Here is a 14,013-nt window from a genome sequence, read left to right as displayed (position 1 = left end):
TTGGCATATTTGTAGTTCTATTTATGTATTTAGAACGTGAAAATATAATGAATTCAACTGACGCAGCGTATGTAATTTTTGTAATAACGTTTTTATTGGTAATATTTATTTTTATAGACTTTAATATAAAAAATAAATATATAAAAAGGTTACTTATAGACAATAATGTAGAGGATAAAACACCCATATTTCCAAAGCCATTGGAGTATAAGGATGAAGTGTATGCGGCTATAATAGAAGATTTATATAAAGATTATAGTCAAAAGTTAGAGGCGCTTCAGAAGGAATTTGAAAACAATAATGAATTTATGACAATGTGGGTTCATGAAATAAAGACACCTATTGCAACTTCAAAGCTTTTAATTGAAAATGGTGAAATAAATATTGAATCTTTTGAAGAGGAAATAGAAAAAATAGATGATTATGTTGAAAAAGTTTTATATTATTCCAGAGGTGATAATTTTTCTAAGGACTATATTATCTCGGAAATAGATATAAATAAGCTTGTAAAGGAAAGTATAAAGAATCATTCAAAGTTATTTATAAGAAAACATATAAAATTAAGTCTTAAAGTAGATGATAATTTTAAAGTAGATACAGATAAGAAGTGGCTTTTATTTATACTAAATCAGGTTATTGCAAATGCACTTAAGTATACAGGAGATAATGGTAATATAGAAATAAAGTCTTTTGAGGATGATAAAGAGAAGATAGTTATAATATCTGATAATGGTATAGGAATAAAAGAAGAAGACTTGAACAAAGTATTTAATAAATCATTTACCGGATTTAATGGTAGAAAAGAGAATTCTAATGCCACAGGAATGGGCCTATATCTATCATATAAGCTTGCTAGAAAATTAGGACATAATATAACCATAAAATCTAGGTATACCAAGGGAACTGAGGTTTTTATACATTTTCCAAAATGGTGTGATTATTACGAGGTTACAAAAATGTAAGGTAAAAAAGCAAAATGTAAGCCAGAAAAATGGTTGTACATTTTGCTTTTTTGTATAATTTACACATAGGAAATAAGAAAAAGGAATTTAAATTAAAAATATTCCTTGATTAACGGAGGTAGGAAAATGGAAGTTTTAAGTATAGAAAAATTAAGAAAAGTATATGGTTCTAAGTTTGGAGGCACTAAATATTCAGTTCTTAAGGATATAGATTTAAAAGTAGAAAAAGGAGAGTTTGTTGGAATAATGGGACCTTCTGGTTCTGGAAAAACTACATTTCTAAATGTAATATCTACTATTGATAAGCCAACCTCAGGAAGGATAGTTATTGATGGTAAAGATATAGTAAAGCTTAGAGAACCTGGTTTGTCAAAGTTTAGAAGAGAGAAACTTGGTTTTATATTTCAGGATTTCAATTTACTAGACAATATGACTATTAAGGAGAATATAGTATTACCACTTGCATTAGCAAAGGTACCATACAATGAAATTGAAAAGAGACTCATAGACATAACTAAAAAACTTGGAATAAGTGAAATATTAAATAAGCATACCTATGAGGTGTCAGGAGGACAAAAACAAAGAGCGGCAGCAGCAAGAGCTATAATAACTCAACCGTCACTTGTTTTAGCAGATGAACCAACGGGAGCATTGGATTCAAAGGCATCTAAAGAACTTCTGAATTCTCTAAGATATTTAAATGAAAAGAATCAAGCTACAATTTTAATGGTAACCCATGACGCTTTTGCGGCATCTTATTGTAAACGAGTTATTTTTATTAAAGACGGAAAGTTATTTAATGAGATATATAAGGGTGATAGAGATAGAAAAAGTTTTTATGAAAGTATATTAAAAGTACTTTCAGTTATTGGAGGGGATACAGATGACATTATGTAAAATGGCGTTAAATAATGTGAAAAGTAGCATCAGAAATTATTGGGCTTACTTTTTAAGTTCCTCCTTTAGTGTTTTTATAATATATATATTTATGGCTATAAGTTACAATAAGAGTGTACAAAAGAGTTTAGAAGATATAAAATCCGTAGCACTTCTATTTCATATGGGAACTGTTATGATAATAATATTTTCTGCGTTTTTTATTTGGTACTCAAATTCATTTTTTACTAAGTCAAGAAAGAAAGAATTTGCAACCTACATGCTTCTTGGAATGTCCAAAGGTCAGGTGGCTATGCTTAATTTTTGTGAAAATCTTATAATAATGATTACATCTTTAATTACAGGAATCATTCTGGGAGCTATTTTTAATAAGTTTTTTATAATGCTTTTGTTTGCACTTATGAAAACTACAGGTAAAGCAGAATTTCAGTTTGATATTAGAGCTGTAAAAATTTCGTTAATAGTATTTTTTATAATATTTGCATTAATAAGTTTACAAAGTTACCTAATAATATGTAAAAGCAAACTAATAGATATGTTTAATGCAGCAAAGAAAATAGAAAAAGGGTTAAAGATATCAGTTATAACTATAGTTATGAGTGTAGTAGCAATTATCTGTATGTCATATGGTTATTACGTAGCAATAAAAAAGTTAGGATATAACATAGTTTTGGCACCAAAGGTAGTAATTCTAATTTCAGTAGGAACTGTATTATTTTTTACTTCTGTAACAGCAGTTATTATAGAGATGATGAAAAAAAATCAAAAATATCTTTTTAAAGGAGCTAGACTTGTAACAGTGTCGCAAATGCATCAAAGATATAGAGGAAATGTAGGAAGTTTAAGTGTAATAACAATAACAACTACAATTGCTTTATGCGCTCTTTTATTTTGTTGGGGGGGATTTTCTAAATCAGTAGAAAATGCGAGAAATTTATGTCCCCTTTCAGTAGAATATATTAATGGCAATGATAGTACTAATAAGCTTTTTGACAGTATAGTAAAAAAGCATAAAGAGATAGATATTAAAGTTAAAGAGAATATAAATTTTATTGTGGTAAATGGCAGAGTACCTTTTGTTAATCAAAACGTCAATTTTTTCGTAATAAATCAGAGTGAGTTTAATAAAGTAAAAAATGATGAAGGGGATAGTAAGAATATAAATTTAAAAAATAATGAGGTTTATTATTCTGAGGTCCAAGACTTCTCAGGAGATCCTAAAAAAGCAATTGGAAAAAATGTTAATTTCAAATTTGCAGGTAAGGATCACAATTTTACAGTAAGGTATGTAGATAGTAAAAATTTTATAGCATTAGATCATTATAAGGATATTATTGTTGTAAATGATTCTACTTATAATAATATGAAAAAAGAAGCTAACCAAGAAAGTTTCTTTAAAGTTAATGGGTATATATTAAAAAATGATTTCAAAGCAGAAAAGTTTGTAGGTGAACTTCAAAAGAAGATGCCTAAAGAAAATAGCTTAGCAACATTTTATGAACATTATACTAGTGGTATGAAGCTTATGGGGGTGCTGGCTTTTATAGGTCTATTTATAGGAATACTTTTTGTAATGGCCACAGGAAGCATAATATACTTTAAGATGTTTATGGAATCAAGAGAGGATAAAGGAAATTTTATAATTCTAAGGAAAGTTGGAATTAGTGAGAATGAGGTTAAAAAATCTGTAATAAAAGAACTTGTTATTATTTTTGGAGCACCATTTTTAATAGCTTCATTAAATACCTATGCTGCATCATTTTCTATAAGTAAACTACTTGAATTTAAAATAATGAAAGAATATGTAATTATAGAGATAGCATATTTATTAATTTATAGTATATACTATTTTATAACACTAAAAAGTTATTTGATAAATATTAAAGAATAAAAGATAAAAAAGTAAGTTCTAAAGATTATAAAGAACTTACTTTTGTTAAATTTATACAACTATTTTGGAGATTTAAGATGAAAACCATAATAAACTTTCCCTAAAGTATCATTGTATTTAAAATAGAGCAATAAAGAGTATAATGTAGAAATATATAATTATTTCGTATAAAATAAAAACTTATAGTTAGCAACGTGTCAAAAAACATGTTATTATAATTAGCGTTGTCAGATAAATTACTTATCACTTACAAATTTGATAAAAAAATGTTGACAACAAGAAACAAAAATGTTATTATATAAAAGCTGTATGATTACAGCAGACAATTGAACTTTGAAAATTAAACAGAGAATTAAAGAACCAGCAATTCTTTTGAATAGAATTTATTCTATTTAAATAAATTTAGCGATGAGCTAAAGGAATACGGAGTAGCATCTGTATTATATCAAACTTTTAAATTGAGAGTTTGATCCTGGCTCAGGACGAACGCTGGCGGCGTGCTTAACACATGCAAGTCGAGCGGGGAACTTCGGTTCCCAGCGGCGGACGGGTGAGTAACACGTGGGTAACCTGCCTCATAGTGGGGAATAGCCTTCCGAAAGGAAGATTAATACCGCATAATACTCGGAAATCACATGATTTCTGAGCCAAAGGATTTATTCGCTATGAGATGGACCCGCGGCGCATTAGCTTGTTGGTGAGGTAACGGCTCACCAAGGCTTCGATGCGTAGCCGACCTGAGAGGGTGATCGGCCACATTGGAACTGAGACACGGTCCAGACTCCTACGGGAGGCAGCAGTGGGGAATATTGCACAATGGGGGAAACCCTGATGCAGCAACGCCGCGTGAGTGATGAAGGTCTTCGGATCGTAAAACTCTGTCTTATGGGACGATAATGACGGTACCATAGGAGGAAGCCACGGCTAACTACGTGCCAGCAGCCGCGGTAATACGTAGGTGGCAAGCGTTGTCCGGATTTACTGGGCGTAAAGGATGTGTAGGCGGATATTTAAGTGAGATGTGAAATCCCCGGGCTTAACTTGGGGGCTGCATTTCAAACTGGATGTCTGGAGTGCAGGAGAGGAAGGCAGAATTCCTAGTGTAGCGGTGAAATGCGTAGAGATTAGGAAGAATACCAGTGGCGAAGGCGGCCTTCTGGACTGTAACTGACGCTGAGGCATGAAAGCGTGGGGAGCAAACAGGATTAGATACCCTGGTAGTCCACGCCGTAAACGATGAATACTAGGTGTAGGAGGTATCGACTCCTTCTGTGCCGCAGTTAACACAATAAGTATTCCGCCTGGGAAGTACGGTCGCAAGATTAAAACTCAAAGGAATTGACGGGGACCCGCACAAGCAGCGGAGCATGTGGTTTAATTCGAAGCAACGCGAAGAACCTTACCTAGACTTGACATCTCCTGAATTAGTCCGTAATGGATGAAGTCCCTTCGGGGACAGGATGACAGGTGGTGCATGGTTGTCGTCAGCTCGTGTCGTGAGATGTTGGGTTAAGTCCCGCAACGAGCGCAACCCTTATCATTAGTTGCTAACATTTAGTTGAGCACTCTAGTGAGACTGCCCGGGTTAACCGGGAGGAAGGTGGGGATGACGTCAAATCATCATGCCCCTTATGTCTAGGGCTACACACGTGCTACAATGGTAGGGACAAAAAGATGCTATACCGCAAGGTGGAGCTAAACTCAAAACCCTATCCCAGTTCGGATTGTAGGCTGAAACTCGCCTACATGAAGCCGGAGTTGCTAGTAATCGCGAATCAGAATGTCGCGGTGAATACGTTCCCGGGTCTTGTACACACCGCCCGTCACACCATGAGAGTCGGCAACACCCGAAGCCCGTGAGGTAACCTTTTGGAACCAGCGGTCGAAGGTGGGGTTGATGATTGGGGTGAAGTCGTAACAAGGTAGCCGTAGGAGAACCTGCGGCTGGATCACCTCCTTTCTAAGGAGTCGACATGGAAATGTAATTTCCATGAAGGTTCTTTGTTCTCTGTTTAATTTTGAGAGTTCAACTCTCTATAATATCTATAATGTGGGGGATTAGCTCAGCTGGGAGAGCACCTGCCTTGCACGCAGGGGGTCAAGAGTTCGAATCTCTTATTCTCCACCATACGTGGGTTTATAGCTCAGCTGGTTAGAGCGCACGCCTGATAAGCGTGAGGTCGATGGTTCGAGTCCATTTAAACCCACCATTGTACTTTGAAAATTGCATAGTAATTAAGAGTAATACTCTAAAGCAAGGCAAAGTTAATTCTTTGTTGTTTGTATTTAAATATATTTATTTAAGGTCAAGCTACAAAGGGCGCATGGTGAATGCCTTGGCACTAGGAGCCGATGAAGGACGTGATAAGCTGCGATAAGCTTCGGGTAGACGCAAATAGTCTGTGAACCGAAGATTTCCGAATGAGGAAACTCTCATGGGTAACCCCATGAACTATATACTGAATTCATAGGTATATAGAGGTAAACCCAGGGAACTGAAACATCTAAGTACCTGGAGGAAGAGAAAGAAAAATCGATTTCCTTAGTAGCGGCGAGCGAAACGGAAAGAGCCCAAACCGGAAACTTGTTTCCGGGGTTGCGGGCAGATCATTAAAGCTTTATATCTTAACCGAAGATTTCTGGAAAGTTAAACCATAGAAGGTAATAGTCCTGTAGGTGAAAAGAGAAAAAAGCCCGATCTGTACCAGAGTACCACGAGACACGTGAAACCTTGTGGGAAGCTGGGAGGACCACCTCCCAAGGCTAAATACTACCTAGTGACCGATAGTGAAGCAGTACCGTGAGGGAAAGGTGAAAAGAACCCCAGACGGGGAGTGAAATAGAACCTGAAACCGTGTGTCCACAACCGATCAAAACACGTTAATGTGTGATGATGTGCTTTTTGTAGAACGAGCCAACGAGTTACGGTATGCAGCAAGGTTAAGCACTTAAGGTGCGAAGCCGAAGGGAAACCAAGTCTGAATAGGGCGCATAGTTGCATGCTGTAGACCCGAAACCGGGTGACCTATCCATGGCCAGGGTGAAGCGGAAGTAAAATTCCGTGGAGGCCCGAACCACAATGGTGTTGAAAAACCATGGGATGAGCTGTGGATAGGGGAGAAATTCCAATCGAACTCGGATATAGCTGGTTCTCCTCGAAATAGCTTTAGGGCTAGCGCCATGAATGAGTACCGGAGGTAGAGCACTGAATGAGGTAGGGGCTGACAACAGTTACCGAACTCTATCAAACTCCGAATGCTGGATACTTGAATCATGGTAGTCAGACTGCGAATGATAAGATCCGTAGTCAAAAGGGAAACAGCCCAGATCACCAGCTAAGGTCCCAAAGTATAGATTAAGTGGTAAAGGATGTGGGATTTCTAAGACAACTAGGATGTTGGCTCAGAAGCAGCCATTCATTAAAAGAGTGCGTAATAGCTCACTAGTCAAGAGATCCTGCGCCGAAAATGTCCGGGGCTAAAATCTAACACCGAAGCTGTGAACTTGTACTTCGTACAAGTGGTAGAGGAGCATCCTGTATGGGCTGAAGTCGTACCGAAAGGAGCGGTGGACTGTACAGGAGAGAGTATGTTGGCATAAGTAGCGAGAACTAAGTGAGAATCTTAGTGGTCGAAAACCTAAGGTTTCCTGGGGAAGGTTCGTCCGCCCAGGGTAAGTCGGGACCTAAGCCGAGGCCGAAAGGCGTAGGTGATGGACAATCGGTTGATATTCCGATACCGCAGAGTAACGTTATGAGAAATGGGATGACGCAGAAGGATAGGATATGCGTACGTTATTGGAAGTACGTCTAAGCACTGAGAGTGGAAGATAGGAAAATCCGTCTTCCTTAAGCTTGGGGTGTAATGGTGAGGTAGTTTACTACCGAAATATCTGATTTCATACTGCCAAGAAAAGTCTCTATCCAGGAGCTCTGTGCCCGTACCGCAAACCGACACAGGTAGGTGAGGAGAGAATCCTAAGACCATCGGAAGAATTGCTGTTAAGGAACTCGGCAAATTGACCCCGTAACTTCGGGAGAAGGGGTGCCTACGAGAGTAGGTCGCAGAGAATAGGCCCAAGCAACTGTTTATCAAAAACACAGGTTTCTGCTAAAGCGAAAGCTGAAGTATAGGAGCTGACGCCTGCCCGGTGCTGGAAGGTTAAGGGGAATGCTTAGCGCAAGCGAAGGCATGAACTTAAGCCCCAGTAAACGGCGGCCGTAACTATAACGGTCCTAAGGTAGCGAAATTCCTTGTCGGGTAAGTTCCGACCCGCACGAATGGCGTAATGATTTGGGCACTGTCTCAACAGCAAATCCGGCGAAATTGTAGTGCAAGTGAAGATGCTTGCTACCCGCGATTGGACGGAAAGACCCCGTAGAGCTTTACTGTATCTTAGCATTGAATTTCGGTATTGTCTGTACAGAATAGGTGGGAGACTTGGAAGCAGTTCCGTCAGGAATTGTGGAGTCGTCTTTGGGATACCACCCTGACAGTACTGAGGTTCTAACCGGAGGCCATGAAACTGGTCACGGGACATAGCTAGGAGGGCAGTTTGACTGGGGCGGTCGCCTCCTAAAAAGTAACGGAGGCGCCCAAAGGTTCCCTCAGCGCGGTTGGAAACCGCGCGTAGAGTGCAAAGGCAGAAGGGAGCCTGACTGCGACACAAACAAGTGGAGCAGAGACGAAAGTCGGGCTTAGTGATCCGGTGACTCCTCGTGGGAGGGTCATCGCTCAACGGATAAAAGCTACCTCGGGGATAACAGGCTGATCTCCCCCAAGAGTCCACATCGACGGGGAGGTTTGGCACCTCGATGTCGGCTCGTCGCATCCTGGGGCTGAAGTAGGTCCCAAGGGTTGGGCTGTTCGCCCATTAAAGCGGCACGCGAGCTGGGTTCAGAACGTCGTGAGACAGTTCGGTCCCTATCCGTCGCGGGCGAAGGAAATTTGAGAGGAGCTGTCCTTAGTACGAGAGGACCGGGATGGACTGACCTCTGGTGTACCAGTTGTCTTGCCAAAGGCACGGCTGGGTAGCTATGTCGGGAAGGGATAAACGCTGAAGGCATCTAAGCGTGAAGCCCACCTCAAGATTAGATTTCCCATAACATAAGTTAGTAAGACCCCTGTAAGAACAACAGGTGATAGGTCAGAGGTGTAAGAATGGTAACATTTTAAGCTGACTGATACTAATAGGTCGAGGGCTTGACCAATTAATAAGTAAATATATAATAATTACTATGCAATCTTGAAAGTATAAAGTACTTTCTATAATTAAATAAATCCGGTGATCATAGCATGGTTGTAACACCCGTTCCCATACCGAACACGAAGGTTAAGAACCAGAACGCCAATGGTACTGCAGGGGAGGCTCTGTGGGAGAGTAGGTCATCGCCGGGTAATGTTTGGCCGGATAGCTCAGTCGGTAGAGCAGAGGACTGAAAATCCTCGTGTCCCTGGTTCGATTCCTGGTCCGGCCACCAAAAAACTCAAGTTTATACTTGAGTTTTTTTTATTTTAAGTATATATTAATTTATATACTTAAAATTTGCTAAAGGTGGGAAAAAATAATGAAGGTTAAAATGTCTGAATTTTTAGTAGAAAAAAAACAGAGCATAAAAAAACTTATACAAATATTAAATAAAGATTTTAAATATGTATCTGTTTTAGGCACTGATTCTTATGGTAAAAAATACATAGTGCAAAAGACAGGTATTGATGTATCTGATTCTTTTTGGAATGAAAGAGGTTTTGTAGTAAGGGTATACAATGGAATAGGTTATTCTGAATATTCCTTTAACGAGTTGGACGAAAATAATATAGATAGGTTAGCAGAAAATATAAAACATAGAGTAAATGATCAAATAGATAAGTTAAAAAAATCTTATGAAATAACTCAATATGATGTTATTAAAGAAGAAAAAATGCAAGATAGCTTTTTGGGGGAAATTGCAATACCTAAAGAAAAGGCTAATAGTCAATATATAATAGAAAGGCTCACTAAGATGAAGGATAAAGCTTTAGCTATATCTGATTTTATAATTGAAGCAAAGGCTATATTTCATCAAGTACATGTGTCAAAAATTTTTATTTCAAATGATAAGGATTTATATCAATCATATATATGGAGCGAAGGATATATAACAATTTTATCAAGAAAAGATAATATTACAAGAGTAAACTATTCATCATGTTCTGGATTAAAAGGACCTGAATTATTAGATGAAGTAGAGAGTAAAGTTAAAGACACAGCAGATATAGCTGTTAGGTTATTAGATGCTGAGCCAGTAAAACCAGGCGAGTATGAAGTTGTATGTTCTCCAGATGTATCAGGAATAATTGCACATGAAGCCTTTGGACATGGTGTTGAAATGGATATGTTTGTAAAAAATAGAGCAAAAGCTGTTGAATATATAGATAAACCAGTAGCTTCAAAACTAGTATCTATGCGTGATGGAGCCAAAAGTGCAAACCATGTATCGTCATATTTATTTGATGATGAGGGTGTTATAGGAACTGATACGGTAATAATAGAAAATGGAATATTAAAAAGAGGGCTTTCAGATACTCTATCTGCTATGAGATTAGGTAGTAAACCTACAGGTAACGGTAAGAGATTTTCATTTGAAAGAAAAACTTATGCAAGAATGACAAATACCTTTTTTTCGGAAGGAAAAGATAAGATTGAAGATATGATAGCTTCAATAAAGAAGGGATATTTACTAGAATGTCCTTATAGTGGTATGGAGGATCCTAAGAATTGGGGCATCCAGTGTATGCTTAATTATGGATTAGAAATTGAAGATGGAAAATTAACTGGAAAAATTGTATCACCAGTAGTGTTAACGGGTTATGTACCTGACCTTTTAAAATCAATTTCTATGGTTTCTGAGAATGTTCAGCTTGAAGGTGGAGGAGCTTGTGGAAAAGGATATAAAGAGCTAGTAAAAGTTTCAAGTGGTGGACCATATATTAAAGCTAAAGTGAGGTTAGGATAATGGTAAGTAGAATAAAGGAAATATTAGAGAGTAAAAGTATTGATGACTATAAGATTATAGAAGAAAAGATAAATTCAGAGGAAGCGTTTTTTGTTAAAAAAGATATAGATATGACAAGAAGTAAGGAAGTACATCATTATAAGGTTACTGTATATAAAGATTTTGAGGAGAATGAGGTTAAATATAGAGGAAGTTCTACATTTAATGTAGATCCAACTATGAATGATAAAGAGATTAATGAAATAATAGAAGATGGGATTTTTGCAGCTGGTTTTGTAAAAAATGCATATTATGATATTCCTAAAATGGAAACAGCAGAAATTAAAAATGTTGAAAGTAAATTCTCAGAAGGTACATTAGCAGATTGGATGCCTAAATTAGTAGAAGCTTTATATAAAAGTGATAATGAAAAAAATGGTGAAATTAATTCAGCTGAGATGTTTTTAAACAAAAAGTATAAAAGAATAATTACATCTTATGGGGTAGATTTAAGCTATGAAAGTTATGAAGGTATGATTGAATTTATAACATCTTGGAAGGAAACAGATGAGGAGATTGAATTATATAAGATGTTAACTTTCTCAGATTATGATCCAGAAGCAATATCAAAAGCTGCTAGTGAAATGCTATTTTTAGCTAAAGAAAGAGCTAAGGCTAAAAATACAGTTAATTCAGGAAAATATAAACTCATACTAAGTGGAAGTCCTGTGAAAGAAGTTTTAAGCTATTATTTAGATAAATCTAATGCTAATAATATTTACAATAAAATATCTACCTTTAAAATGGAAGATTCCATTCAAGGAGATAATATCAAGGGAGATTCAATAAACTTAATTCTTGATCCTAGTGTAAAGAATTCTATATATTCATCACCAATAGATGATGATGGAGTTGTTTTATCAAAGACTCAAATCTTAGAAAATGGAAAACTTAAAAATTATCATGGAGATTTAAGACATAGCTATTACTTGAAAAACAAACCCACAGGAGTAATTAAAAATTTTGTTGTAGAGACCGGAAGTAAGAGTATAGAAGAAATGAAAAAGGAACCATATTTAGAGCTCGTAGCTTTCTCTGATTTTCAAATGGATTCAACAACAGGAGATTTTGGAGGAGAAATAAGACTTGGATGGTATTTTGATGGTGAAAAAACTATACCTGTTACAGGAGGTTCTCTAAATATAAATATACAAGATGTGCAGAATAATATCTTCTTGTCAAAAGAAATGCAGAGTGAAAATGGATTTATAGGACCTAAGGCGATAGAAATGAAGAATATAACTATAGCAGGAAAGTAAAAGGGAAGCTATGAGAGTGTAAAATTCTTTCTGTAAAATAACTTTCTATGGTAAGTTTTAAAAGACAAGATTGTCAAAAGTGACTTTCTATCTTGTTTTAAATATACATTCTAAAAATATGTATGTCAAGAACGCCTTTAAAAACAGGCGTTTTTGGCATATTAAGCTTTTTATTCAGTAAGTCGTCCTTCATACATAATGGATAATTCACCGTACACTTTACCCCAATTTCTTAGTGGCAAACGCCATTTTTTTGTAGCTTCAAAAGTAGCAAGGTATAAAGCTTTTAAAAGTGATGTATCGCTTGGAAATACAGTTCTTTGTCTATTTAATCTACGATATGTGCTGTTGAGACTTTCGATTGCATTTGTAGTATAAATAACTTTTCTTACATCAGCAGAGAACTTAAAAATAGGGCTAATAGCATCCCAATTTGATTTCCAGCTTTTCATTGAGTTAGGATAATGTTTTTCCCATTTTCCAGTGATTTCTTCTAATTGCTTATATGCAATTTCCTCAGAAGGTGCATGATATATAGTTTTTAAATCTTTTGCAAATTCTTTTTTATCTTTATCAGAAACATACTTTAATGTATTTCTTACTTGATGAACTATACAACGTTGATATTCAGTATTTGGAAAAGCTACTGATATAGATTCCTTTATCCCTGTAAGACCATCTGCACAAAGGATAAGGATATCTTGAACACCTCTATTTTTTAATTCATTGAGAGCACTAAGCCAATATTTACTGCTTTCATTTTCTCCAATATTTATAGAAAGTACTTCTTTTCTGCCTTCATTATTTATACCAAGAATAATGTAAGCTGCAAGCTTACGTATAACGTTATTTTCCCTTACGGAAAAATGAACTGCATCAATGAAAACAATTGGATATACTGTAGATAAAGGTCTATGTTGCCATGCTTCTATTTCAGGAAGAAGTTTATTGGTTATATTTGAAACCATTCCTTCACTAACTTCAAACCCATATATATCTTCAATTTGTTCTGAAATTTGTCTGGTACTTAATCCTTTAGCATACATAGAAATAATTTTTTCTTCTATACCAGAAATATCTTTCTGGTGTTTTTGTACTATTTTAGGTTCAAAAGAACTTTCTCTATCCTGTGGTACATCTATATTCATCTCACCATATTTGCTTCGAATTCTTTTTTGTTTTTTCCCATTTCTTGAGTTTGTAGTTTCGGCTCGTTCATATGGTTCATAGCCTAAATGCTCGTCCATTTCACCTTCAAGCATAGATTGAATAGTTCCACCTAATAGATCTTTTAAAGCTTCCTGAATATCCTCAGCTGACTGAATATCATACTCGTCTATAAGAGCTGATATAATATTTCTTTTTCCTTCATTCATTGGTTTTACCTTATAAATATCTTTTTTTCTTGCCATAATAAAAGGCCTCCTATGATTTTATTTTACCATAGAAAGCCTTATTATTTTTATTTACAGACTTTTCTTCACATGCTCGAAGCTATTGCAAAACTAGTTTTGCAATAGCTCTTTATTTAGTAGATTATGAAAATAACTAAATCGTACACAAAAAATTATATCAATTTAATGACGAATTGGAATTTATATTATCATTAAATTTTAATCATTTTGCCATAGTCCTTTATACTGCTTTTGTGTATATATTCGTTTCTCCTTGCTTTTTAGAATATTCCCCCATCATAGGCACTAATCTTTTAAAATGTTTAGATTGCATGTGTTTTTGTAAAAACTCCATGCTTTCCCATTCTTCAATCATAGTAAGAATTGTTTTATCATTCAAATCTTGATACATCTCATATTTTATACATCCTTTGTCCTGAGTAACTGTAAGTTCTACTAATTCTTTTGATATCTTTAAAAAATCTTCTATTTTCTCTTCTTTAATAAAGTTTTTCGCTACTACCTTTACCACATTAAATCATCCTTTCTCATTTAGAAAATCATATACAAGATTGTA

At 35.8% G+C, this 14,013-nt stretch carries 7 protein-coding genes, 3 tRNA genes and 3 rRNA genes; 11 read left to right on the top strand and 2 right to left on the bottom strand.

Translation table 11 applies throughout. The features are described from left to right. Positions 1 to 23 precede the first annotated feature (23 nt). The 11 genes from CLFE_RS21730 (at position 24) to CLFE_RS21680 (ending at position 12,042) form a co-directional block, all read left to right on the top strand. Positions 24 to 962, top strand: a complete 939-nt coding sequence (locus CLFE_RS21730) for a sensor histidine kinase (RefSeq protein WP_250944686.1) — start codon at positions 24 to 26, stop codon at positions 960 to 962. Positions 963 to 1,088: 126 nt separating this feature from the next. Then, the gene (locus CLFE_RS21725) at positions 1,089 to 1,859 is read left to right on the top strand and encodes an ABC transporter ATP-binding protein (RefSeq protein ID WP_077894454.1); all 771 of its coding nucleotides are present in this window, start codon (positions 1,089 to 1,091) and stop codon (positions 1,857 to 1,859) included. Next, complete coding sequence (locus CLFE_RS21720; protein ID WP_077894453.1) at positions 1,846 to 3,750, top strand: ABC transporter permease; 1,905 nt, start codon at positions 1,846 to 1,848, stop codon at positions 3,748 to 3,750. Before CLFE_RS21725 ends, CLFE_RS21720 begins: the two co-directional genes overlap by 14 nt. A gap of 454 nt (positions 3,751 to 4,204) precedes the next feature. Then, positions 4,205 to 5,710 (top strand): 16S ribosomal RNA (locus CLFE_RS21715). A gap of 92 nt (positions 5,711 to 5,802) precedes the next feature. Further along, positions 5,803 to 5,878 (top strand) — tRNA-Ala (locus tag CLFE_RS21710). Positions 5,879 to 5,883: 5 nt separating this feature from the next. Continuing rightward, a tRNA-Ile gene (locus CLFE_RS21705) sits at positions 5,884 to 5,960 on the top strand. A 94-nt stretch (positions 5,961 to 6,054) separates the two neighbouring features. After that, a 23S ribosomal RNA gene (locus tag CLFE_RS21700) occupies positions 6,055 to 8,959 on the top strand. A gap of 70 nt (positions 8,960 to 9,029) precedes the next feature. After that, positions 9,030 to 9,146: ribosomal RNA gene (rrf, locus tag CLFE_RS21695) — 5S ribosomal RNA — on the top strand. The 16S, 23S and 5S rRNA genes sit together here with 3 tRNA genes alongside, the layout of an rRNA operon. Before the next feature lie 7 nt (positions 9,147 to 9,153). Then, positions 9,154 to 9,229: transfer RNA gene (locus CLFE_RS21690), tRNA-Phe, on the top strand. An 87-nt stretch (positions 9,230 to 9,316) separates the two neighbouring features. Further along, positions 9,317 to 10,744: a TldD/PmbA family protein gene (locus tag CLFE_RS21685; RefSeq protein WP_077895574.1), complete on the top strand. Its 1,428-nt coding sequence runs from the start codon at positions 9,317 to 9,319 to the stop codon at positions 10,742 to 10,744. After that, on the top strand, positions 10,744 to 12,042 hold the full coding sequence (locus tag CLFE_RS21680; protein ID WP_077895573.1) for a TldD/PmbA family protein: 1,299 nt from the start codon (positions 10,744 to 10,746) through the stop codon (positions 12,040 to 12,042). Before CLFE_RS21685 ends, CLFE_RS21680 begins: the two co-directional genes overlap by 1 nt. Positions 12,043 to 12,212: 170 nt before the next feature. Here CLFE_RS21680 and CLFE_RS21675 read toward each other — a convergent pair whose 3' ends face one another. Together CLFE_RS21675 and CLFE_RS21670 are read right to left on the bottom strand one after the other, a co-directional pair. Continuing rightward, positions 12,213 to 13,418: an IS256 family transposase gene (locus tag CLFE_RS21675; protein ID WP_169851002.1), complete on the bottom strand. Its 1,206-nt coding sequence runs from the start codon at positions 13,416 to 13,418 to the stop codon at positions 12,213 to 12,215. A 259-nt stretch (positions 13,419 to 13,677) separates the two neighbouring features. After that, positions 13,678 to 13,968 carry a putative quinol monooxygenase gene (locus CLFE_RS21670; RefSeq protein ID WP_077835271.1) on the bottom strand — a complete coding sequence of 97 codons (291 nt, stop codon included), beginning with the start codon at positions 13,966 to 13,968 and terminating at the stop codon, positions 13,678 to 13,680. Positions 13,969 to 14,013: the final 45 nt, after the last annotated feature.

It is taken from the genome of Clostridium felsineum DSM 794 (assembly GCF_002006355.2).
Lineage (GTDB): Bacteria > Bacillota > Clostridia > Clostridiales > Clostridiaceae > Clostridium_S > Clostridium_S felsineum.
Note: the sequence above shows the minus strand (reverse complement) of the source record. Positions and strands in the feature narration are given on the sequence as shown.